The organism is Niastella sp. OAS944, assembly GCA_024809215.1.
Lineage (GTDB): Bacteria > Bacteroidota > Bacteroidia > Chitinophagales > Chitinophagaceae > Niastella.
The window spans coordinates 313,458-338,019 of sequence record JANUBW010000008.1; the positions used below are offsets into that span (position 1 = coordinate 313,458).

A 24,562-nucleotide genomic window follows, 5' to 3' on the forward strand; every position below is an offset into this window, starting at 1 on the left:
AAACGTTTGGTCGCAATTTTAATGCTTACGCTTCTTAAAATTAATAGCTTACAAATTTAAGCTATGCTTTGCAATAAAGTATTGAAGTAAGCAGGGGCATTTAGCAGCCGGCTGCCATACCAGCTGAACATTTCACCGTCAACCAGCACTATTTTAGTGTTCGGCAAATGTGGTTGCAGTTCATTAATGTGTTTTTGTTGAAAGGGAAATGGCTCCGATGAAAGTAAAAGCAGGTCGCATTGTTTTAGTTGCCAGGTATCGATGGTGGGGTAGCGGGTGCTATTGGCAAAACTGTTTGTTAACCCGCAGCGTAAAAGCATATCATGAATAAAAGTATCGTTGCCGATGGTCATATAAGGATTGCGCCAAATTAAATAACCGGCCTTTTGTTTTGTGGCCATGGGTTTTAGTGAGGCAAATGCAGTGTTTATTTGGCTAAGCAGGTGCAGGGCGTTGTTAAGCCTGTTGGTAATCCTTCCAATTTGTTCAATCATCTCTAATGCATCTTCCAGGCCATTTACATCAGTCATCCATACCGGGTAATGTTTGGCCAACTCTTCAACCTGTTCCTTTACATTTTCTTCTTTATTGGCAATTATAAGATCGGGTTGAAGTGCGTGAATAGCTTCTATCTTAATGTTCTTAGTGCCACCCACTCTTGTTTTTTGCCTGAACCAGCTTTCAGGATGAACACAGAATTTGGTAATGCCGGTTACCTCATTATCGAGTTGTAGTGTATACAGCAGTTCAGTTATTGAAGGTACCAGCGAAACAATGCTGCGTGGTGAGGCTGGCACAGTAACCCATCGGCCCAACTGATCGGTGTAAACTGGCATGGCTAATGTGATAATTCGATGATGTGATAATGTGATAATGGAATATTGGGCGAAGGTAGGGGAAACTAATAAGCTAATTTGTTAATGAGATTATGTGCTGCTTAAAATGCAGGCTTAAAGCCGAAAGCTGAAAGCCTAAAGCAAATACAACAGAGGTCAAAAGCTGCCATGGGCTTTAAGCTTTAGCCTTTTCGCTTTTGGCGTTTTCTTGTAAAAAAAGGTGTAAATGAAAAGTGGCGAAAGTAGAAAGAAGAAAGGCGTGTTTATTGTGGAGGACCGCTGCTCCTCCTGCTAAAAGATTTTTACGGTTTTAGCAGGAGGGGTTATTGGAGTTAAGCAGACGGTTTTTAACACACAGGAATTGGAACTACCTCGGTCTTGGTCGGACGTTGGATTTTAATAATTGGTTTTATCAAAGGATATACTTGGTCTTTCAAGGATATTCGTTTGTCACGGATATTGGATCTGGATAGTGGATTTTATGAATGATATTGGACTTTCCTTGATTTTCTATTGGATATTGAACGCTGTTGGTTTTCCCGGAAGAGTGATCAGTAAACCGATCAACTTCTTTAACAAAGGTAATACAGAATAAAATGTTAACAAGAGCAGAAACTCTCGATTTAAATCGTTCAGTATTTACTGCAATAATAGTAGCTATCACCTACTTATATGCGTAGTATTGCTTTTTTGGTAGAGTAGTATTACGAAAATGTAAAATATACAATTTTATTTGCATTGATCCTGATCAAATATTTTATAAAAGTATATGCTTGAAACCCACATCCAGTAAGGGTTTCAGCCATTATGTATGGCTTAATCCGGAAATTATACACATTAAACGGGCAAGGATAGCCATTGGTCGAATAAAGTTCAACCGCGGCAAAAACCGATGCATCTTTGCTGTATCAAAACGCTGTTGACGTACCCTTTAACAAGTACAATACCGAACAATTACGAACAACCTTAAGTCCTGAAACAGTAGAAGAGCCCCTAAACCCTAATTACCGTAGAAATAAAAGTTTTTTTGATCCGTACCCCGCATCCAATATCGTGATAAACCGGAAATCTCAGTCAGCAAACCAGTCCTTAGTAAAACCGTCCAAAGTACCTGAACAAGATTTCACAAAAGCGCTCTGTTAATCCAGGGCGCTTTGTTTGTTAATTAGCTAATGTGATAATGTGCTAATAAGCTAATGTAAAATCCACGGCTTTGCCGTGGATTTTTATTGCATTTCAATTATCACATTAGCAAATTATCGCATTAGCACATTAGTTCCCTAGTGCCTGTATCACATCATACTTGGTAACAATATGGTAATTACCTAACTCATCCTTACTAAGCACCGCTCCATTGTCTTTATTTATAAGCGTACGCAGTTTTTCAATAGGCGTGTTTATATCAACTATAGGGAAGGCGGGTTCCATTACCGATTCTATTGCCGCGTTCTTGATATCGGGGTTGCTGAATATTTTTTGAAACAAACCGCTTTCACTTATAGCGCCAACAGGTCCGCTTCCATTGATCACGGGAATGTGCTCGATGTCGTATTTGCGCATAAGCTCAACCGCGTCACTTACAGTGCGGGTAGGCTCAATAGTAACCAGCTTTTGCTTACCGGTGCGGCCGTTGATGATATCTTTGCAGGTTTTGGCATCCATAAACCCACGTTCCATCATCCATTGATCATTGTATATTTTGGCTACGTAGCGGCTTCCATGGTCGTGGAAAATGCAAACTACCAGGTCGTCTTTTTTCAACGGTTGCGTGGCCGCAACCTGCATAAGACCCTGTATACAACTGCCGGCGCTGTAACCACAAAAAATGCCTTCATCTTTTGCCAGGCGGCGGGCCATAATGGCGCCATCTTTATCGGTAACCTGTTCAAAATGGTCAATGACGCTCATGTCGTAATTTTCGGGTACAAAGTCTTCCCCAAAACCTTCAGAAATATAGGGGTGTACTTCATTCATATCTACTTCGCCCGTACGAAAATATTTGGTGAGCAGCGAACCATATACGTCAATGGCCCATATTTTAATATTGGGGTTCTTTTCTTTCAGGTACATGGCAGTACCGGTTACTGTTCCGCCCGTACCTGCTGTACAAACCAGGTGGGTTATTTTGCCATCGGTTTGTTTCCATATTTCGGGGCCGGTGGTTTCATAATGCGCCAACCGGTTGGCCAGGTTATCGTATTGATTGCAATGGAATGAATTAGGGATCTCTTTTGCCAGGCGGCGGGCTACCGAATAATAGCTGCGCGGGTCTTCGGGTTCAACATTTGTAGGGCAAACAATAACTTCGGCACCAACTGCTTTTAAGATATCAACCTTTTCTTTTGATTGTTTGTCGGTGGTAGTAAAGATGCATTTGTACCCTTTAACGCAGGCTGCCAGGGCAAGGCCCATACCGGTATTACCACTGGTGCATTCAATGATGGTGCCGCCGGGTTTTAGTTTTCCTTCTTTTTCAGCAACCTCTATCATTTTAATGGCCATGCGGTCTTTAATAGAGTTGCCCGGATTAAAATAATCTACTTTGGCAACAACGGTTGCCGCAAGGTGTTTGGTGATTTTGTTGAGCTTGATAAGTGGCGTATTTCCAATCGTTTCGAGAATATTATTTTTAATATCCATTTCATGTAGTTTGTTGGCCCCAAAGGTACGTTTTTTGAGCAGGCCGATACTTTGATGATTTTTTAACTTCAAACCCATAATATGGGAAGTAAATTTGCATAGGGGACCCTATTATGAAAGTGTATTTTATTAGTGGGCTGGCAGCCGACAAACGGGTATTTAAATATATATCGTTGCCACCTGGTTGCGAAGCCGTACATCTCGACTGGATAACACCGCAAAAAGATGACACCCTTGCTTCATATGCATTACGTCTGGCCGATGCAATAAACCGCGATGAACCATTTGCCCTGGTTGGCTTATCGTTCGGCGGTATGCTGGCTACGGAAATTGCCAAACAATACAAACCTGTTGTAACTATTCTTATCTCAAGTGTGCCGGTGGCCAAACAATTACCCGGTTATTTTAGAATGGCTGGCAAAATGGGCTTACATAAATTTGTGCCGGTATCATTATTAAAATCTTCCGCTGCTACCAAACGGTTCTTCACAAGGGAAAGCAATGCCGATAAAAAATTATTGTGGGAAATAATCAATGAAAGCGATGCCGGTTTAATTCGCTGGAGCATTGACGCCATTTTGAACTGGGAAAATGATACCATTCCGCAACACATATGGCATATTCATGGCACCAGGGATGAAATATTACCTATAAAATTTACAAAACCTACACTTACGATTCCCAAACACGGGCACATGCTGGTAATGACAAATCCGCAAGCTGTTAATGAATTTCTGGCAAAAGCGCTTACCGAAGGAGCGCTTGCTCAGATATAATACATGCTGTAACTATTATTGAAGGTTCTCTTTGCAACCTCATTGGCACCTCTTTGGTACCTATATTGAACCTCTACGGCCGAGGTGGCAATGAGGACGTATTGAGGAGGCATCGAGGAGGTAATGAGGAGGCATCGGGGAGGTATATCGCTATAAGGTCGCTATAACATCGCTATAATGTCGCTGTAATGTCGCTATAAAGTGGTGGAAAGAGGTGGCGTTTAAAATACGCCATTTAAGGGAGAAAGAAGATGATGAAAATTACGAATTTTTTTACTTATAAACAAAGCCGGGTTCAAACCATATAAGTTTTAATTTTGACTTCGCCTGCTAAAAATTTGGTACGTTTTTTAGAAAAAAATGTTGTTGGTAAAAACAAGTTTTTTGTTTGTTTCGATGCATTACATTTGCGACCCCTTTAAAGGGGAGCAGGTTTGAACCGATATTAAAAAAACTGCAAATTCTAATAGATGGAAGTAAAGTACATTCAGAAGATCGCTGAAAAATTATCATTCAGCATTAAGCAGGTCACGAATATTCATGACTTGCAAAGCGAAGGAGCAACCATTCCATTTATGGCCCGCTACCGTAAGGAAGCGACCGGCAATATGGATGAGGTGGGTATAACCAACGTGGTTGAGCAGATCGCTTATTTTTCTGAACTGGATAAACGCAAAGAAACGGTTGTTAAAACAATTGAAGGTTTGGGCAAATTAACGCCCGAATTAAAAGATCGTATTGAGAACTGTTACGATGCTACCGAACTGGAAGATATTTATCTTCCCTACAAACCCAAACGCAAAACCAGAGCCACCCAGGCCATTGAAAAAGGACTGGAGCCATTGGCGAAACTTATTTTTGAACAGGGTGATGTAAATCTCGACGAAGTAGTTGCCCAATTCATAAACGAACAGGTAAAAGATGTAAAGGAAGCCATGCAGGGCGCCCGCGATATCATTGCCGAGTGGGTGAGTGAAAACGAGCAGGCGCGTAATAAGGTGCGCCAGGAGTTTACCGAAACAGCCAAGCTGAGCTCAAAAGTTCTCTCCAGCAAAAAAGAAGAAGAAGAAGCACAGAAGTACCGCGACTATTTTGAATTCAATGAAAATCTGGCCGATAGCCCTTCTCACCGCATTTTGGCAATACGCCGTGCCGAAAAAGAAGGCTACCTGGTTATGGATATCAATATCGACAAACAAACTGCTGTTGATGACCTCAACAGAACGTTTGTAAAAAGCAATACGCCATTAGCCAATGAAGTGAAAAAGGCGATTGACGATTCGTTCGACCGCCTGCTGAAACCTTCTATTGAAAATGAGTTTCGCCTGGCGAGCAAGAATAAAGCCGATGAAGAAGCTATTAACGTATTCGCAGAGAACCTGCGTCAGTTATTACTGGCTTCGCCATTAGGTTCAAAAAAAGTACTGGCGCTTGACCCCGGTTTTCGTACCGGTTGTAAACTGGTTTGTTTAGATGCACAGGGCAACCTGGTATTCAATACTGCCATTTACCCACACCCGCCACAAAACGAATGGCAGAAGAGTGTGGCTGAATTGAAATTCCTGGTTGATAAATATGATATCGATGCTATTGGTATTGGTAATGGTACTGCCGGTCGCGAAACCGAGCAACTGGTACGCAGCATCGACTTTGGCAAACAGGTAAGCGTATTTCAGGTAAATGAAAGCGGCGCTTCTATTTATTCAGCTTCAGAAGTTGCCCGTGAAGAATTCCCCGATCAGGATGTTACCGTACGTGGCGCTGTGAGCATTGGTCGCCGTTTGCTCGATCCGCTAAGCGAACTGGTTAAGATCGATCCTAAATCAATTGGCGTTGGCCAGTATCAGCACGATGTAAACCAAACCCGTCTAAAAGAAGCATTGGACAGGGTAGTAGAGAGTGCGGTGAACTTCGTAGGGGTTGATGTGAACACGGCTTCAAAACACCTGTTGGTATACGTATCAGGTTTAAGTAATACACTCGCTAAAAATATTGTTGAATACCGCGCTAAGAACGGTCCTTTCAAAACCCGCGAAGAGTTGAAGAAGGTGCCAATGATGGGGCCCAAATCATTTGAACAGTGTGCTGGTTTCTTACGCATTCCTGGTGCTGAAAACCCATTAGATAACTCATCGGTTCACCCTGAAAGTTATCACGTGGTTGAAGCCATGGCAAAAGACCTGCAGGCTTCACTGGAAGACCTGATCAAAAAAGGCGAGCTGCGCAAGAAGATCAACAAAAAACAATACATCACTGAAAACATTGGTGAATACACTATCGATGATATCTTAAAAGAGTTGGAAAAACCTGGTCGTGACCCTCGTGCACAGATCGAGGAGTTCCGCTTCGATGATACCATTAAAGCTATTGAAGATGTAAAACCAGGTATGACGGTACCGGGCATCGTTACCAACATTACCAACTTTGGGGTGTTTGTTGATATTGGCGTTAAACAGGATGGACTTGTGCATATTTCTCAATTGAGCAATACGTATGTGAGTGATCCCAACGAGGTAGTGAAACTGCAGCAGAAGGTAATGGTTACTGTTTCTGAGGTTGATGTGCCCCGTAAAAGGATCTCGCTTACCATGAAAGACCAGGCCAAAGGTGGTGGTGGTGGTGAAAAACGCAGCAGCGGTGGTGGCGATCGCAAACAAGGTTCTGGCGGTGGCGCTAAAGGCCAGCCGAAAAAGCAGGAGCCGCTGAATCCGTTCCAGGCTAAGTTGGCTGAGTTGAAGAAGAAGTTTAATGATTAGTTGACTGGTTAATCCCGATGCAATCGGGAACGAGTTAACAAGGAGTTGAAAAGTTGATAGAGTTTATAGAGTTGATAGAGGTAATACAGAAAACAACAATGTTTTTGAATAGAAGATCCCACGCCGGTTCTCGGGGTGGGATCTTTTTTTAGGCTAGTGGTAAATGGTTAGTGACTAGTGGGCTTTTATTCGGAATTCGCTATTAAATGCATTTGCTTTCTATTTGTGACTTCTGGCTTCGCTACGCCCTGTATTTCCTTGTCAACATGTTAACTTGTGAACTTTTAATCGTACATTAAAGCAACCCTTTAAACCGGTTCTTTTATGAAGAAATTCAAACAATTCGTTCTAAAACACAGAAAAGGATGGGGCCTTGGTATTGCCATTTACCAACTGATAGGCTCCCTGGTTATTTTCCTGCTTATGTACCTTAACATTCCGGAGTTAAATGCAGGCATAGTGTTGGTGCTGATACCGCTGATAGGTATTACACTTACAGGTTTTATTGCATCTATAATCTATTTCATAAAAGGATATACGCTGCGGTTCTTTACCTTGTCGAAGCTGAATTTTTGCTTTCAAATGTTGCAGATATCGGTAAAAGGCTTTGCCTTTGCGTTTTATTATGGCCCTTACCTTGCCGTTGGGTTCGATAGCGAGATGTTCTTCAGAATAAAGTTTGAAATGCTGACTGCGAATTTCGGTTTACGGTTTGGCGAAACACAAGAACAATTTGTATTCATTAATTTAATTCCACTCATACCCATACTGGCCTTAAGATGGATAGAAAGAAACCCGGTAGAAGTTTCTGAATTTGAGAATTCATTTCTGGAAGAGCAACAAAGTTAGTTGACAAGTCAACTCTTCAACTAGTTAACTCTTCAACTAGTTAACTCATCAACTTGCCTCTTTATTCCTATATGCCTGTTTTTTACGATTAAGATACATATCGAGTACAACCAATCCCAACACTACATTTATCATCATAAATATAGTAGTATAGGTAGTATTGAAGAACCCGCTGAAGTTTACATTATTGAGTTTACTGAGATCAATTTGTGTGGAGCTTGTTGTTGCTGCCGACCAATTCACTTGTGCCATACCCGCAATAAGTAAACCGATAATACTGCATATAAAGAAACCGGCAATACCCCAAACGATCCTTTTATTGATGTACGATTTGGCGGCGGGTGCAATGTGATGTTTGCTAATGGCTTCCATTATGTTTTGGGTAAAGCGCATGGAAGGTTCATCGAGTTGCAGCTCGTGGCTCAACAGGTTCTGCAGTTCAAGCAGTTCCTGATATTTTGTTTTCCATTCCTGGTTGGTAGCAATCAGTTCATTAATAAACAAGCGATCTTCTGCACTGCATCTGCCATCGATATACTCCCACAAACGTTCTTCTATATTCTGTTGCTTGCTCATTGTTTTGTGTTTTAGTTTAATTTTTGACCAGGGCCTTTGGCCCTTATTGTTTAGGCCTCGGGCCTCCCCGGCCCCCTCCCCAACCCCTCCCCCGGTGGGGGAGGGGCTACCATGCTAAGGAATTAACTCGTCAACTTGTTAACTTGTCAACTCGTTAACTTGTTAACTCGTCAACTATTTCCGAATAATACCTCTCCATCTTCTCCTTTAACCTAACCCTTGCTCTATGCAATTTTACCTTTGCGGTATTGGGGTCTATGCCAATTATCCTGCCTATTTCTTCGAGGCTTTGTTCGGCCTGATAAAATAATGTAATAATACGGGCATCGTCAACACTCAATAATTTAATGGCTTCATTAATGGCCTTTGCTTTTGATTTCTGCTCTACCTGGTTTGCCTTGAACGCTGAGTTCTGATTATCTGCCGCTTCAAAGATATGTTCATTGTCGAGCGAGTGAATGGTCACTTTCTTTTTGCGTAAAAAGGTTATACAGGTAGTGGTAACAATGGTATACAGCCAGGTGCTGAACTTCGATTCGCCCCGGAAGTCGGCCAGGCTACGGTATGCTTTTACAAATACGTCCTGGGAAATTTCTTCGGCGTCTTCGCGGTTGGGCGTATAGCGCAGGGCAATGGTAAAAACGAAATTCTGGTATCGTTTTACCAAATGGGCGTACAGCGCCTGTTCGCCGCGCAGCACTCTGTCTATTATTTCATTATCACCCGGTCCGGTTTGCATTATTGAGAAGTATGACGATGTAAAAATTATTTAGGTTACAGCCAAAGGGCAGTAGTTGTGCCGGAAAATTGGGCCTTTGATTATCAGTAGTTTATTTAGGGTAAATAATTCAGAACTGTACGGTTTCGATACTTTCCCTGTTCATTTATGAAAAAAATGTTTCGGGAACTGTAACCACGGAAAAACTGCAGTAGTCATAGATGTATAGAATTTAAAAATTAAAAACTATGGATAAAGGAGTATTAGCAATCGTTTGGTTAATGGTTTCCTCTTTAGCATTGTTCATCCTCATCTTCGGTATCAGGTATTTAATGAGCCGCGAAAATCTTGCCATGCTAGAAAAAGGCCTGAACCCTAAAGAAAAGGTAAATCGCCCTGCACCATATACCAATTTAAAATGGGGTTTGCTTTTAATGGGCGCCGGTATTGGTTTGGCCCTGGCATATATTATTACACAGTACGTGCTGCATGATCGTGATAACCCGGCTTTGTGGTTTGCGTTTATTGCTATTGGTGGTGGTGCTGGTTTAATTGCTTCGTATAAGGTGGAGAAGAAAGAGTTGCTTGATAAGGAGGTGAGTTAACAAGTTGACGAGTTAACAAGTTAACAAGAAGTTGAAAAGGTGATAAAGCTGATGTAGTTGATAAAGGAAGAATACAAGTTGATGAGTTAACTGCCTCACTAGCCTTTAACCACTTACTATTAGCCCCAACTTACAAACTGAATAACCGAACAACTCAATAACTGAATACCAACCAACAAAAAAAGATCCCACTCATTTAACCGAGTGGGATCTTCTATGTAAAAACAATCTTGTATCAGCTTTTCAACTCCTCGTCAACTCGTCAACTTGTTAACTCGTCAACTCACTTCTTCATTTCAACAAGCGCCTTCGAAATAGCCGCATCATCTGCATTGCTCACTTCATAATAACCTTCCATTCGCCAAATCTGGCGGGCCAGCCAGGTTTTAATACGTTTCTCTATCTCCAGCTTATCGCGTTCGGGAACGGTTTGCACATTGATGCTGCTCTTGCCGGCATAAGTTACCAGGCTGTTCCAGGCGGTGCGGGTATCGTTATAACGACGGGCAAAATCGGCCGGGGTTTTAAACTGGTCAAAGTATGCTTTGTTTTGTTGGTAGTATGTATAAATGAATTTGCTGAACAGCTGGTTGTCGAACAGCACATATACATTGCTTGAGAAAGTAGCCGTATCAAATGGAATAAACACATCGGGGGTAATACCACCGCCGCCATATACAATATGACCGCTCCTGGTTTTGAATGCGGGGCCGGTATGTTTTGTTACCGTATCGCCATTTACCAGTTCGCCATTCTCAAAACGTTCGGCCAGCTCATCATTATAAGCATCTCGGCCTTTGTTGTATGGCTTTTGAATATTACGGCCAATAGGTGTATAGTAACGGGCAACGGTTAGGCGTAGGGCCGAACCATCGCTGAGGTCGTATTGTTCCTGTACAAGTCCTTTACCAAAAGTACGGCGGCCAATGATGGTAGCGCGGTCCCAGTCTTGCAGGGCGCCGGCCACTACTTCACTGGCTGAGGCTGAGCTTTCGTCAACCAGCAATACCAGTTTACCGGTTTCAAAAAGGCCGGGGCGTTTGCAACGGTATTCAATTTTGTCCTGTTTATTGCCTTGCGTATATACGATCAGTCGTTCGTCGTCGAGGAATTCATCGGCAATATCGGTGGCTTCGGTAAGTATACCGCCGCCATTGCCGCGCAGGTCGAAGATGAGTTTCTTCATGCCTTTCTTTTGAAGTTCTTCCATAGCCCTCATAAACTCCTCGTAGGTAGTGCCGGCGAACTTATTCAGGTGAATGTAACCGGTAGTGGTGTCAATCATGTAGGCCGCATCAACTGAATATAAGGGAATGGTGCCACGGGTAATGGCTGCACTTATTTGTTTGCCATTGCGCAGTACGGTTACGTTCACTTTGCTGCCGCCCACACCCCGTAAAAGGTTCTTTATTTTATCGCCGTTGATGTTTTTACCAGCTACGGCCGAGTCGCCTACTTTCAGGAATTTATCGCCCACCTGCAGGCCGGCCTTATCGCTGGGGCCGTCGCTCAGCACATTGGTAACATGTACGGTGTCGTCGATGATGAAAAATTCTACGCCAATACCTTCAAAGTTTCCTTGCAGATCTTCGTTTATTTCTTCCACGTTTGAAGCGGGTATAAACACCGAGTGGGGATCAAGGTGCGCCAGCATGGCCTGTATGGCTTCATCGGCCAGGGTATCGGTATTTACTTTATCAACATATTTCAAATTTACCAGGTCAACTACTTCCTGCAGAACCGAGCGTTTGCCTCTGTTAAAAATGCCGCGTGAGTTGGGAATATTATTCCTTAAAGCCGAACCAATCATCATACCCAGGACCAAAACCAAGGAGAATAACAGTGGCATCCATACTTGAAGTCTTTTCATCTGAAATTGTATAGTTTGTTTTAATAAGGCCGGTGGGGTAGACTGCCCCCCACGATATGTACCACAAATACCGCCTTTTTTATTTACAAATGCGTTAGTTTTTAAATAAAATACGTTTAAGCAACAATTTCACCTGCCTGGCGTACTTACAAGCGCGTATAAATATGTGTTAAAGCGACAATACGCCCGGCTGAAATTGATTTCCATCAACCTGGTACTGTCAGTGATTTTGCCGGAGTTGCAAAGAAACAGCATCGCAAGGGATAGAAATCTTTAAAATTTCGGCGAAGTTCATAATTAATTTGCAAGTAACGTTTTTTTGTTTTGAATGGTTACAGGCCGCATGATAGCGGCACTTCAAACAAATAAGAGGTAAGGGTAGCAGGCTGTAATTCAGGCTGTTTGCGTTTTTATGCAAGGTATATGCCTGGCTTTCAGCATGGTTGTTTCAGCTATGCGTCTTACCTTCGCACGATGGCTATGTGTATAAATGAGCCTGCAACAAGGGTTTGGAATTATACGATTAAACGGTTATAAATATGGCAATACTGCTGGCTGATAGTGGGGCAACCAAATGTGAATGGTTTCTGGCAGAATCAAAGGAACGTACTCAATCGGTTTTTACTCAGGGAATAAGTCCGTATTTTTTTAATACGGAAAAAACGGTGGCTTTATTACAGCAGGAATTATTGCCACAACTGCCGGCTTCAACAGTAATTGACGAGATCCATTATTACGGAACCGGAATGCGTAACCCGGTCAATGTTGATATGGTGCGAACATCACTGGCAAGTGTTTTTAGCAAGGCCGAAATTGAAGTGAGTGATGATATGTTAGCTGCCGCCAGGGCCCTCAATGGCCGTAAAGCAGGGCTGGCATGCAACCTGGGAACAGGTTCTTTTGCGGTTTACTACGATGGCAACACTATAACCAAACAGGCGCCGGGCATTGGGTACATTTTGGGTGATGAAGGAAGTGGGGCCTACCTTGGTAAAAAAGTACTTCAATACTATTTGTACAATACGTTCGACGAAGAGCTGCGTTATAAATTCGAATCAAGATATAGTGCATCACCCGTTGATATATTGGAGAATGTTTACCGGAAGCCGCTGGCAAACAGGTACATGGCCTCTTTTTGCCTGTTTTTGTCGGAGAACAGAGGGCACTATATGATTGAAAATATCATAGAAGACGGTTTGAATGATTTCTTTTTTAACCATTTATGTAAGTTTTCCGAAAGCTGGAGCAGCCCCATACATTTTGTAGGCGGCGTGGCTTTTGCGTTTCATGACCTTATCAATGAGCTTTGTCATTCTTACGAGTTTGAACAGGGAAAGATCATGAAAGGTGCCATGGAAGGTTTGATCCAATACCATGTACATTAAAAAACCTTATTGTGAGTAATACGAATAAAACATTGAACAACAGAAATATGGCAGCAGATTTTAACAGGGTAACAGAGCAGTCGAGCGATTACAGGCATCTTGAGGATATGAGTATTCATGAATTGCTTACTAACATGAATAATGAAGATAAGAAGGTGCCGGTTGCTGTAGAGAAGGCTATACCCCAAATAGAAAAACTGGTGGCTGCCATTTCAGATAAAATGCTGGCTGGCGGTCGTTTGTTTTACATTGGCGCCGGTACCAGTGGCCGCCTGGGTATTCTCGATGCCAGCGAAATTCCCCCCACTTATGGGTTGCCCCAGGGCCTTGTAATTGGTATAATTGCCGGTGGCGATGTAGCTATTCAACGTCCCGTTGAACAAGCTGAAGACAGTTGGGAGCAAGGCTGGGCCGATCTTATGAAACATGCCATCGACGAAAAAGATGTAGTTATAGGCATTGCCGCCAGCGGCACCACGCCTTATGTTATAGGCGCCCTTACCGAGGCCCGCAAAAAAGGAATTATCACAGGATGCATAACCTGCAATGCCGGCTCCCCGCTGGCCAATGCAGCCGAATTTCCGGTTGAGGTAGTGGTAGGCCCCGAGTTTGTTACTGGCAGCACCCGTATGAAAAGCGGTACCGCCCAAAAACTGGTGCTGAACATGATCTCTACTGCCGTAATGATCCAAATAGGCAGGGTAGAAGATAACAAAATGGTAAACATGCAGCTTACCAATAGCAAACTGGTTGACCGCGGTACCAAAATGGTAATGGAAAAAACCGGTATCAGCAGCTACGATAAAGCCCGCGAATTGTTGCTACAATATGGTAGCGTTAAAAAAGCGGTTGATTCTTTAAAATAAATCTTCATACATATATCTTTGCCCGCTCAAAAAAATAACAAGATATCCGTACCCATTAGTTGCTGGATAAATTGCTGAGCAGGATCAGGTTTTTACCTGGAAATTGCATATGCTTATCATGTAATGTGTAATGTGAAAATCGTCAAACGTGAAACGTGAAACGGCAAACGCCCAATTTCGAGGTTTGCGTTTGATCGGCGATCAGCAATAAATTTGGGCGCCGCAAGGTCGTATACAATACTGAATAATCGCGAGCCCTTTCACGTTTCATCCGCCAGCTGGCGGACCGTTTCACGATTCACGATTTCCGTCAACTTCGATTGCAACCTGCGCAAAAAGCTGTAACTTTTAGGTACATATCATTAAACATTTACTATATGAGATACAGCTTTACACTCGCTTCTTGCCTGTTGTTGATCACGGCGCAGCTTTCTGCCCAGCAAAGACAACAAACCACTGCCTACGCTATTACAAGTTCTGAAAAAGGTAATTTTAACTGGACCGATGTTAAACAAATTGACTTTGCCACCGGTAATGTTACCCGTTCGGTATTTGAAGCCAAACAAACCAATTTAACGGTATTCAGTGCTCGAACCGGTAAAGAAATAAAATCGCTTGTTCAAAACGGCGTAACTACCAATGTAAATACACCTGTAGCTTCACTGGCTGCCGCCTGTGCATACGATCAACGGCATAACCGTTTGTATTATGCCCCTTTGTTCATGAACCAGCTGCGGTATATAGATCTTGATGATAAGGAGCCAAAGATGTATTATTTCGACAACGAAACATTTACGCCGGCTACTGATCTTAATAATGAAGCCAATCATATTACGCGTATGGTAATTGCCGCCGATGGCGATGGTTATGCGTTAAGCAACGATGCCAATCATCTTATGCGTTTTACAACAGGTCGCAAGGCCACTATTTCCGACCTGGGCGCATTAAAAGATGATGAAAGCAATGGCGATAAATCAATTCACACAAAGGCAACAAGCTGGGGTGGCGATATGATCGCCGATGCAGCCGGCAACCTGTATGTTATTACAGCATTTCGTCAGGTATTTAAAGTGAACATTCAAACTAAAGTGGCTACCTGGATCACCGAAATAAAAGGACTGCCTACTACTTTTACCACCAATGGCGCCGTTGTTGATAGCGAAGGCTTTTTGATCGTAAGCAGCGCCAATACTGCTGAAGGTTATTACAAAGTTGATATGCATACCTGGCAGGGTAACCGTATAGATATTCAGGGTACGGTATTCAATGCATCGGACCTTGCCAATGGCAACCTGGCCTTTTCAAATGATGTACCAACAGTACCATTGATAAACAGGGCTGTTATCCGTAACGAAAAATTTGCATTATATCCTAACCCGGTTGTAAGCAACCAGGTATATGTATCATTTAACATTAGGGAAACAGGCCGGTACACTATTCAGCTGCTCGACCTTACCGGTAAAGTTATTTCAGAAAAAATAGCGGTAATTGCCAATGGCGCCCAGGTGGTTCCGGTAAATGTGAAGTCCAATTTGGCCAAAGGACCTTATATGGTGAAAGTGTTAAGCAATAGTAAAAAAGCGGTATTCACCGATAAGCTGATAGTAGAATAATACAATAAAAAATATTTGGAAACCGCATTGCGAAGGCTGTAAATTGCTACAGCCTTTTTTTATTACTTATTGCCTTCGTGGCATAGTTTTTAAAGCCAATTGATTTAAGTTATGCATGAAATAGAACCATTTTATAATTGGCGTCACATTTATACAAGTGAGCAGGATGAGAAGTCACCATTCTTTGGAAGGGTGTATTCTGAGTTTACGTTTTCACAAACCGTTTACAATTACTACATCCATCCGCAGTGGGACGATTTCGGTTCCAAAACCATGTACCTGAAAACATTGATGGCCGATTATGAAGAGAAGTATGCCATCATTGAACTGATAGGGGAGTGGAACGATGCCATCGAAAACGACATCATGGAACTGAAGCGTGAAGTAATTGATGTGTTCTTCTATGAAGGCATTACCAAGTTCATCTTCATTGCTGAAAATGTACTTAACTTTCATAGCGGCGATAAAGATTACTACCAGGAGTGGTTTGAAGAAGTTACCGATGAAGAAGGTTGGATAGTGGTCCTGAACATGCCCGAACAAACGCAATACGATTTTAAACATGCCCGCCTCAACCGCTACATAGAACTGATGGAATTACCCAACTGGCGAACCTATAAGCCTTTCCACTTATTTAAGATGATTGATGAGCAAATGCGGAAAAGATTGGAATAGTCTAGTTGGATACCGGGTTTTTAAATCGCTGAAATGCAGTTCCCGTCTGTGTTTTGTGACTAAACAGGCAGGTTGGATACAGTAAATTAATTTGAAAAAAGTTTGCTCAATAGTAATTAGTTATTATTTTTGACCTAATGAACATCGCAAAAGCATACGGTTTCTTTTACTTTTATTTTTACTTCTACTTTAGTAGCAGGCCGGGAATGCTTTTGTTGACAACTAAATAGATAATAAAAAGATCAACATAAGAAGTCCCGGCCAAAAGCCGGGACTTTTTTTATGCCTTAACTAAATTCCCTCCCGATCGTAATCGGGAAACGGGAAGCATAAAGAAAGAAATTATGGTCGACCGAAAACAACAACAGGAGAGCGCCGACGCAACGCAAGGCACTGGTATTAAGGTTTCTATACAGGGTTATGAAGGAAGTTTTCACCAGGTGGCAGCCCGCCAGTTCTTCGGCAAAAATGTAGAAGTGATACCTTGCGCCACGTTTCGCGAAGTAATAAAAATAGCCACCAATAAAAAGGAAAGCAACGGTGGCGTTATGGCTATCGAAAACTCCATCGCCGGCAGCATATTACCCAACTACAACCTGTTGCAAAAAAGTACCCTTAAGATCGTTGGCGAAATTTACCTCCCTATAAAACAACAACTGTTAGTTAACCCAGGGGTACAACTTGAAGATATACGCGAAGTTCACTCTCACTACATGGCCATTCAACAGTGCCTCGAATACCTCGACAAATACAACTGGAAGCTTGTTGAAACAGAAGATACGGCCCTAAGCGCTAAACATATTCACCAGCATCGCAGCAAACACATCGCAGCTATTGCAAGTAAACTGGCGGCCGACCTGTTCGATCTTGAAGTTATAGCGCCCAACATTCACACCATGAAAAGCAACTATACCCGGTTCCTGGTGCTGCAACCCGAAGAAGTAGCGCAACCGGTAAATGATGCCGATAAAGCATCGGTAAGTTTTATTACCGATCACTCACGCGGCAGCCTGGCCAGGGTATTAACACGCATAGCTGATGGCGGTATCAACTTAAGCAAATTGCAAAGCTTCCCCATTCCAGGCAGCGACTGGAAATACAGTTTTCATGCTGATATGGAATTTGAAACTATGGACCAGTTTGATGATGTTGTTAAAAACATTAAACCCATAACCGAAGAGGTGAAAGTATATGGGGTTTATAAGAAAGGAAAGAATGCAGAGTAGTTGCCGGTTACCAGGTACAGGTTACCGGGAAATACAAATGCCAGAATACCCGGCAACTGGAAACCGGTAACTGGTAACAGCAAAATAAGTCAGTAACGATTCAATTATACAATTCAGGAAACATTATACAATGCAAACATCAAAACGGCTTGAAGGTATTGGCGAATATTATTTCTCGCAAAAACTGCGTGAGATAGATGAGTTGAACAAGCAGGGCAAGAACGTTATCAACCTGGGTATAGGCAGTCCCGATCTGCCGCCACATGCCGATGTGGTAAAGACATTACAGGAAGAAAGCGCCAAACCTAATGTACACGCTTATCAAAACTATAAAGGTTCGCCGGTGTTGCGTAAAGCCATCAGCGAGTGGTACAAAACATGGTATAATGTTGAACTGAATGCCGATACCGAAATAATGCCTTTGCTGGGAAGTAAGGAAGGCATCATGCACATATGCATGACCTACCTGAACGCTGGTGATAAAGTGCTGGTGCCAAACCCCGGTTACCCAACTTACAGAAGCGCGGTAAAACTGGCCGGTGGCGAGTGTGTAGATTACGATCTTACTGAAGAAAATAATTGGGAGCCCGACTTCGATGCTTTGGATAAATTAGTAGCAGCCGGTGGCACATACAAATTAATGTGGATCAACTATCCTCAAATGCCTACAGGCCAGTTGCCTTCGGCCACCCTGTTCGAAAAGATAGTGGCCTTTGGTAAAAAGCATAACATTCTTATTTGTCACGATAACCCTTACAGCTTTATTCTTAACGATACACCGGTAAGTATTTTTAAAGTACCGGGCGCTAAAGAAGTGGCTATTGAATTGAACTCGCTCAGCAAATCGCATAACATGGCCGGCTGGCGGGTAGGGGTTATGAGTGGGGCCAAGGAACGTATTGATGAAGTGTTGCGTTTCAAAAGCAATATGGACAGTGGTATGTTCCTGCCTGCACAATTAGCTGCTGCAAAAGCATTACAATTGCCCAAAAGCTGGTACGATGAAGTAAATGCTATTTACAGAAAGCGTCGCGAAAAAGTTTTTGAATTGCTCGATCTGTTGCAATGCGTATACGATAAAAAACAGGCCGGCATGTTTGTGTGGGCTAAGATCCCAGCAAGTTATAACACCGGTTACGAACTAAGCGATGAAGTGCTGTATGGTACGGGCGTGTTCATTACACCCGGCGGCATCTTTGGTAAAGCAGGCGATGGTTATATACGGGTAAGCCTTTGCAGTCCCGAAGAAAAGTTTGCCGAAAGCATTAAACGGATAAAAGAATTTAAACCAGCATTAAAAGTTAATTAAGCAATGTTCAATACTGTTACCATAGTAGGTGTAGGATTAATCAGCGGTTCTTTTAGCCTGGCTTTAAAGGAACGGGCGCTGGTTAAAAAAGTGATCGGTGTAAGCCGCACGGCGGCAAGTGCACAAAAGGCCATTGAACTGGGGTTGATAGATGAAGCGCTGCCCCTGGAAGAAGCCGTAAAACAAGCCGACCTCATTTATGTGGCCATTCCCGTTGACGCCACCATAGGTGTTATGCAACAGGTTATGGATATGGTAACCGATAAACAAATAGTGGCCGATGCGGGCAGTACCAAACATGCCTTGTGCGCAGCTATGAACAACCATCCCATGCGCAAGCGGTTTGTGGCCACCCATCCCATGTGGGGTACCGAGTACAGCGGTCCCGAGGCAGCCGTGCGTAATGCATTCGTTGGCCGTTCGTGCGTGATCTGTGAAAAAGAAAAAAGTGATGCGGCTGCGGTTGCAACCATTGAAGAAATTTATCGTCAATTGGGTATGCACCTGGCCTATATGGATGCCGACAGCCATGATATGCACACGGCCTACATAAGCCATATATCACACATTACCTCCTTTGCCCTGGCCAATACGGTACTGGAAAAGGAAAAAGAAGACGATACCATTTTTGAGCTGGCGGGTGGCGGTTTCGAAAGTACGGTACGGTTGGCAAAGAGTAATCCTGCCATGTGGGTGCCTATTTTCAAACAGAACCGCGAGCATGTGCTGGATGTATTGAATGAGCACATAAGCCAGCTGCGCAAGTTCAAAGCCTGCCTGGAGAAGGAAAATTATACCTATCTGCAGGAGCTTATTGAGAATGCGAACACGATAAGGAGGATTCTTAAGTAGGTTAGGTGGTTACTGAAAGTTCTTTGTTTTAAGAAACTATTGCCGGTTAACGGGTGCCAGTTGCCAGGGAATACAGGTTGCAGGTATCAGATTTCAGGTTGCAGGTTACAGGTTACAGGTTGCAGGCTACAGAGGCTGGCGAAGCGCGAAGTTGTATTCGCGTTCCGCGTTAAGCGTTCAGCTGTATTTGGCTTTTGGCCTTAGGCTTTAAGCCTTCAGCCTCCGGCTGTATTTAAAAAATCGTAAATCCCCCATATTCTGTTCAGCTAATATGCTAGAAGGAATAGCTAAACCCGCAAACCCTTGCTCCGGCTGGGTTTCGTAAAAAGAAGGGTAAAATAGACAAATTATACGAGGCGGTCGATAAGGCCCTAAGTATTCAGGATAACATTGAATTGCTCTTTGAACAGGATTTTGATTAGGTCAGCGGCCATAATAACAGTACCTTTGCGCCAAATTTTCTGACTATGATAACATTTGATGCATTGGGTTTGGATGAAAGGCTGATACAGGCTACCAATGCTTTAGGATATGTTAATCCCACGCCGATTCAGGAAAAGGCTATTCCTGTGTTACTGAGCGGAACCAAGGATTTGGTGGGATTGGCTCAAACGGGTACCGGTAAAACGGCTGCATTTGGGTTACCCTTATTGCATTTGGTGAATGAACAGGCGAAACATCCCCAGGCATTGGTGGTTTGTCCGACGAGAGAATTGTGCATGCAGATCGTGAATGAAGTGGAAGGCTTCAAGAAATTTATACCGGGTATGTTTGTGGCGCCAGTATATGGCGGCGCCCCGATAGGGCAACAGATCCGTGATTTGAGAAGAGGCGTGCAGATCGTTGTAGCCACACCGGGCCGTTTGATAGACCTGATAGAACGCAAGGCCATTGACCTGGAACAGATCCAGTACGTGATACTGGACGAAGCCGATGAAATGCTGAACATGGGCTTCCAGGAAGATATTGAGTTCATTTTGCAGAACACTCCTAAGCGTGAAGCCACCTGGTTGTTCAGTGCTACCATGCCCCCCGAAATTCGTCGTGTAAGCAAACGCTACATGAAAGACCCGGTTGAGGTAACTGTAGGTAAAGTGAATTCGGCCAACAAGAACATCGATCACCAGTACTACATCACCAGTGCCCAGCACAGGTATGAAGCGCTGAAACGCCTGATCGATTTCAACCCTGGCATTTACGGCATCATTTTTACCCGTACGAAGGCTGATGCCCAGGATATTGCCGAAAAATTAACACGCGAAGGATACGATATCGATGCATTGCATGGCGACCTTACCCAGCAACAGCGCGATAAAGTGATGGGTGACTTTAGGGACAAAACCCTGCAGCTCTTAATAGCAACGGATGTGGCCGCCCGCGGTATCGACGTTTCGGGCATCACCCACGTAATAAACTACGAACTGCCCGATGATGTGGAAGTATACACCCACAGAAGCGGTAGAACCGGCCGCGCCGGTAAAACCGGGGTTTGTATGTCGATAGTGCACGTGCGCGAGCTTGGAAAAATGAGGCAGATACAAACCATTGTACAGGCGCCTTTCCACAAGCTGGAGATCCCCACCGGCAAAGATGTTTGCCGCAAACAGTTCTACCATTTCATGGATAAACTGTTGTCGCTGGAGGTGAACCACGGTGATTACGAAACCTACGTGCCAATGCTCGAGGAAAAGTTTGCCGACATGAGCAAGGAAGATATCCTGAAGCGTGTAGCAGCACTGGAATTTGACCGCTTTTTGAAATATTATGAGAACGCCGAAGATCTGAACGTACGTGAACAACGCCGTGGTGAAAGAACAGCAGGTGAAAGATTAACGGTAGGAAAGCCTGGCGAAAGAAGACAATTTACCGATACCAGAGGTAAAAGGTTTGGCGCCGGCGGTGGTGATTATACCAAGTTATTTGTAAACCTGGGTACCAAAGACGGCTTTTATAAAGCCAGCTTCCTGCAGTTCATTTTAGATATGAGCGAGCTGCAAAAAGAGGTACTGGGTAGAATAGATATGAAGGAAATGAATAGCTGGATCGAGATTGACAAAAAAGCTGCCAGTCAGATGATCCGGGCTATTGACGGAAGAAATTACAAAGGAAGAAGAATAAGAATGAACGAGGCGGACAGCCGTAGATAAATTGGCTAATGAGCTAATTTGCTAATGTGCTGGTCTGCGAAATGAAAAGTTTATTATTTAACATTAGCATATTAGCACATTATCAAATTAGCAAATTAACATTCATATGCAACAGACATCAACAACCATGAAGGAGATCGTGCAACAGGTGTGGAAGAAGCGTCCTATGATCATTAGCGGACCTTGTAGCGCCGAAACTGAAGAGCAGGTGCTGGAAACAGCTACCCGTTTGGCTAAAACAGGAAAGGTAGACATACTTCGCGCCGGTATCTGGAAGCCACGTACACGTCCCGGAAGCTTTGAAGGAATTGGAACCAAGGGATTGCCCTGGATGCAACAGGCCAAGAAGATCACCGGTTTACCCGTAACTGTAGAAGTAGCAACCGCTAAACAGGTAGAAGATGCGCTTACATTCGATGTAGACGTTCTTTGGATTGGTGCACGTACAACAGTTAACCCTTTCAGCGTACAGGACGTAGCCGATGCGTTACGTGGTGTTGATGTACCCGTATTGATCAAAAACCCAATCAATCCCGATCTGGAACTGTGGACCGGCGCCGTTGAGCGTGTGGCCAAAGCAGGCATCAAACAAATTGGTTTGATCCATCGCGGATTCAGTTCTTACGGTAATACCGAATACCGGAATGCGCCTATGTGGCACCTGGCCATTGAAATGAAACGCCGCAATCCGGAATTATTGATGATCAACGATCCTTCACATATCAGCGGCCGCCGCGATATCCTGCTCGATGTTGCTCAAAAAGCCATTGACCTCGATATGGACGGTTTGATCATTGAAAGCCATATTGACCCCGACAAAGCATGGAGCGATGCCAAACAACAGATCACTCCTGAAAGACTGGGCGAAATGATTGGCCAAATCGTATGGCGTAAAGAAGATATTAACTCCGAAGAATATCATGCCGCGCTCGAAAAACTGCGCCAGCAGATCAACCACCTCGATGATGAACTGATGCAGATCTTAAGTCAGCGTATGAGCATTGCAGAAAAAATAGGTGAATACAAAAAGAACAACAGTATCACCATTCTGCAAACAAACCGCTGGAATGAGATCCTGGAAAGAGCATTTCAAAAAGGTGAAAAGTTGAACCTGAGCAAAGAGTTCATCACCAAATATTTTGATGCTGTTCACATGGAGAGCATTAACCATCAGAACAAGATCATGAATTCGTAAAACGGCAATCGGCAATCGTCAATCGGCAATGGTTTCCGACGGCGCAAGATTACTTATTGATCTCAAAGTTCGTGAGCCATTCACGATTCACGATTGACGATTCACGAAGGACGATTCACGAACGCGAGTTCGCAATAAAAGACTTCCGATATGACAAGCCAACCCAGCAGAGTGTATTTGTTCATTCATGTAATTGTCTGTGTAAAGAACAAAGAGCCCTTGTTGACGAAGCCTGTTCGTGCTGTGTTATTTGCATCCATCAAAAAGCAGGCAGCTGAAAATGGTATCAACGTGTTGTCGGTAAACGGCACCGATGACCATATGCATGCCGTGGTGCAAATGATGCCTACCCAAAACTTAGCCCAGATCATGAAAAGCATCCGTACACAATCGGCTGCCTGGATCAATGAAGGCAACTTCATTAAAAGCAATTTTGAGTGGGAAGAAGGCTTTGCTGCCTTAAGCATAAGCCCCAGCAGTGTAAAACAGGTGCTTGATTATATCGATAAGCAGGAAGAACATCATAAAACGAAGACGCTGGAAAGTGAGCTGGAAGTGTTTCAGAAAATTCAGATTTGATTAGTGGTATGCAAACAAAAAGTTACCGGTTTTCATCTGCCTCCGTGAATTATTATTTCGATGCCGATTTTTCCAAACTGGAAAAACTGATCGGAAAAGAACATGCAGTACTCATCACGGACGAACATATTTTCCAGGCCCATAAAAAAAAGCTGAAAGGGTGGAACTGCATCTCCCTGAAGCCGGGCGAAGAATACAAAGTACAGGCTACCGTTGATTCTATAATTGAACAACTGATAGAGTTTAAAGCCGACCGCAGCACCTGGCTTATTGGTATAGGTGGCGGGGTAGTAACCGATATTACCGGTTACGTGGCTGCTGTATATATGCGGGGAATAAGATGTGGTTTTGTTCCCACCAGTATACTGGCCATGGTAGATGCTTCTATTGGTGGAAAAAACGGGATCGATGTAGGTATTTACAAAAACCTGGTAGGTACCATAAGGCAACCTCAGTTTCTGTTATACGACTACAGCTTCCTGAAATCACTGCCTAAGCAGGAGTGGATAAATGGTTTCGCAGAGATCATTAAACACAGTTGCATAAAAGATCTTTCCCTGTTCAAAGAACTGGAGAAAAACAAACTCACTCACTATCAAAAGAACAAACCGGCATTAGCCAAACTCATTCGCCGCAATTCGGATATTAAATCAACCGTAGTGGTGGCCGATGAATTTGAAAAAGGCGAACGGCGTTTACTGAACTTTGGCCATACCCTGGGGCATGCTATTGAAAATATGTATGAGCTCAGCCACGGACAGGCCATTAGTATTGGCATGACGGCCGCCTGCCAGATCTCAGCTAAGCTGGTTGGCTTTAAGGATAGTGAGCGCGTGATAAATGTGCTTGACCAATATGGATTGCCCACGCTGGCCAACTTCGATAAGCAAAAAGCCTTTGAAGTGCTGAAAATGGATAAAAAGCGTGAGCAAAAAGAAATGAATTATGTGTTGCTTGAGAAGCTGGGGAAGGGGATAGTTAAACCTATACCAATGACGCAGCTTGAGAAGATCGTAAACGAACTTAGTTAACGTGTTAATGGGTTGATGAGTTAACTGGTTAACTCGTCAACTCGTTAACTAATCAACT

The 24,562-nt window shown here is 43.4% G+C and carries 20 protein-coding genes; 15 read left to right on the plus strand and 5 right to left on the minus strand.

Annotated elements, in window-relative coordinates; all coding sequences use genetic code 11:
• Window positions 1-56: 56 nt before the first annotated feature.
• Together GGD38_RS27720 and GGD38_RS27725 are read right to left on the minus strand one after the other, a co-directional pair.
• A complete protein-coding gene (locus GGD38_RS27720) occupies window positions 57-836 on the minus strand; it encodes a helical backbone metal receptor (protein WP_375303007.1) in 780 nt (259 codons plus the stop codon).
• A 1,272-nt stretch (window positions 837-2,108) separates the two neighbouring features.
• Window positions 2,109-3,476, minus strand: coding sequence for a pyridoxal-phosphate dependent enzyme (locus GGD38_RS27725; protein ID WP_375303006.1), 1,368 nt, complete (start codon window positions 3,474-3,476; stop codon window positions 2,109-2,111).
• A gap of 113 nt (window positions 3,477-3,589) precedes the next feature.
• On the opposite strand from GGD38_RS27725, the gene GGD38_RS27730 reads away from it, so the two are divergent.
• From GGD38_RS27730 to GGD38_RS27740, 3 genes are all read left to right on the plus strand, one after another.
• Window positions 3,590-4,252 (plus strand): alpha/beta fold hydrolase, encoded by a 663-nt coding sequence (locus GGD38_RS27730; protein WP_375303005.1) that lies wholly within the window; start codon window positions 3,590-3,592, stop codon window positions 4,250-4,252.
• A 470-nt stretch (window positions 4,253-4,722) separates the two neighbouring features.
• Complete coding sequence (locus GGD38_RS27735; RefSeq protein ID WP_375303004.1) at window positions 4,723-7,008, plus strand: Tex family protein; 2,286 nt, start codon at window positions 4,723-4,725, stop codon at window positions 7,006-7,008.
• A gap of 324 nt (window positions 7,009-7,332) precedes the next feature.
• Window positions 7,333-7,857, plus strand: coding sequence for a hypothetical protein (locus GGD38_RS27740; protein WP_375303003.1), 525 nt, complete (start codon window positions 7,333-7,335; stop codon window positions 7,855-7,857).
• Window positions 7,858-7,905: 48 nt separating this feature from the next.
• Here the strand turns inward: GGD38_RS27740 and GGD38_RS27745 are convergent, their stop codons facing one another.
• Window positions 7,906-8,433, minus strand: a complete 528-nt coding sequence (locus GGD38_RS27745) for a hypothetical protein (protein ID WP_375303002.1) — start codon at window positions 8,431-8,433, stop codon at window positions 7,906-7,908.
• 154 nt (window positions 8,434-8,587) lie between these two features.
• On the minus strand, window positions 8,588-9,172 hold the full coding sequence (locus GGD38_RS27750) for an RNA polymerase sigma factor (RefSeq protein WP_375303001.1): 585 nt from the start codon (window positions 9,170-9,172) through the stop codon (window positions 8,588-8,590).
• A gap of 227 nt (window positions 9,173-9,399) precedes the next feature.
• Between GGD38_RS27750 and GGD38_RS27755 the strand changes: the two genes are divergently transcribed.
• Window positions 9,400-9,756 (plus strand): DUF6249 domain-containing protein, encoded by a 357-nt coding sequence (locus GGD38_RS27755; RefSeq protein ID WP_375303000.1) that lies wholly within the window; start codon window positions 9,400-9,402, stop codon window positions 9,754-9,756.
• Window positions 9,757-10,039: 283 nt separating this feature from the next.
• Here the strand turns inward: GGD38_RS27755 and GGD38_RS27760 are convergent, their stop codons facing one another.
• Entirely contained in the window at window positions 10,040-11,626 is a 1,587-nt protein-coding gene (locus GGD38_RS27760; RefSeq protein WP_375302999.1) for a S41 family peptidase, read from the minus strand.
• 539 nt (window positions 11,627-12,165) lie between these two features.
• Here GGD38_RS27760 and GGD38_RS27765 point away from each other — a divergent pair.
• The 11 genes from GGD38_RS27765 to aroB all read left to right on the plus strand — a co-directional run bounded on the left by GGD38_RS27765 (window position 12,166) and on the right by aroB (window position 24,504).
• Window positions 12,166-13,011 (plus strand): N-acetylglucosamine kinase, encoded by an 846-nt coding sequence (locus tag GGD38_RS27765; protein ID WP_375302998.1) that lies wholly within the window; start codon window positions 12,166-12,168, stop codon window positions 13,009-13,011.
• Window positions 13,012-13,022: 11 nt separating this feature from the next.
• Window positions 13,023-13,877 (plus strand): N-acetylmuramic acid 6-phosphate etherase, encoded by an 855-nt coding sequence (gene murQ, locus GGD38_RS27770; protein WP_375302997.1) that lies wholly within the window; start codon window positions 13,023-13,025, stop codon window positions 13,875-13,877.
• 377 nt (window positions 13,878-14,254) lie between these two features.
• A complete protein-coding gene (locus GGD38_RS27775; protein WP_375302996.1) occupies window positions 14,255-15,490 on the plus strand; it encodes a T9SS type A sorting domain-containing protein in 1,236 nt (411 codons plus the stop codon).
• 111 nt (window positions 15,491-15,601) lie between these two features.
• Entirely contained in the window at window positions 15,602-16,165 is a 564-nt protein-coding gene (locus GGD38_RS27780) for a hypothetical protein (protein ID WP_375302995.1), read from the plus strand.
• A gap of 344 nt (window positions 16,166-16,509) precedes the next feature.
• Window positions 16,510-17,391 (plus strand): prephenate dehydratase, encoded by an 882-nt coding sequence (locus GGD38_RS27785; protein WP_375302994.1) that lies wholly within the window; start codon window positions 16,510-16,512, stop codon window positions 17,389-17,391.
• Window positions 17,392-17,521: 130 nt separating this feature from the next.
• Window positions 17,522-18,700 carry a pyridoxal phosphate-dependent aminotransferase gene (locus GGD38_RS27790; protein WP_375302993.1) on the plus strand — a complete coding sequence of 393 codons (1,179 nt, stop codon included), beginning with the start codon at window positions 17,522-17,524 and terminating at the stop codon, window positions 18,698-18,700.
• A gap of 3 nt (window positions 18,701-18,703) precedes the next feature.
• The gene (locus GGD38_RS27795; protein ID WP_375302992.1) at window positions 18,704-19,552 is read left to right on the plus strand and encodes a prephenate dehydrogenase; all 849 of its coding nucleotides are present in this window, start codon (window positions 18,704-18,706) and stop codon (window positions 19,550-19,552) included.
• A 467-nt stretch (window positions 19,553-20,019) separates the two neighbouring features.
• Entirely contained in the window at window positions 20,020-21,699 is a 1,680-nt protein-coding gene (locus tag GGD38_RS27800) for a DEAD/DEAH box helicase (protein ID WP_375302991.1), read from the plus strand.
• A 106-nt stretch (window positions 21,700-21,805) separates the two neighbouring features.
• Window positions 21,806-22,894: a chorismate mutase gene (locus GGD38_RS27805; RefSeq protein WP_375302990.1), complete on the plus strand. Its 1,089-nt coding sequence runs from the start codon at window positions 21,806-21,808 to the stop codon at window positions 22,892-22,894.
• 150 nt (window positions 22,895-23,044) lie between these two features.
• Complete coding sequence (gene tnpA, locus GGD38_RS27810; protein ID WP_375302989.1) at window positions 23,045-23,473, plus strand: IS200/IS605 family transposase; 429 nt, start codon at window positions 23,045-23,047, stop codon at window positions 23,471-23,473.
• 8 nt (window positions 23,474-23,481) lie between these two features.
• Window positions 23,482-24,504: a 3-dehydroquinate synthase gene (aroB, locus tag GGD38_RS27815; RefSeq protein ID WP_375303911.1), complete on the plus strand. Its 1,023-nt coding sequence runs from the start codon at window positions 23,482-23,484 to the stop codon at window positions 24,502-24,504.
• The last annotated feature ends 58 nt before the right edge of the window (window positions 24,505-24,562 follow it).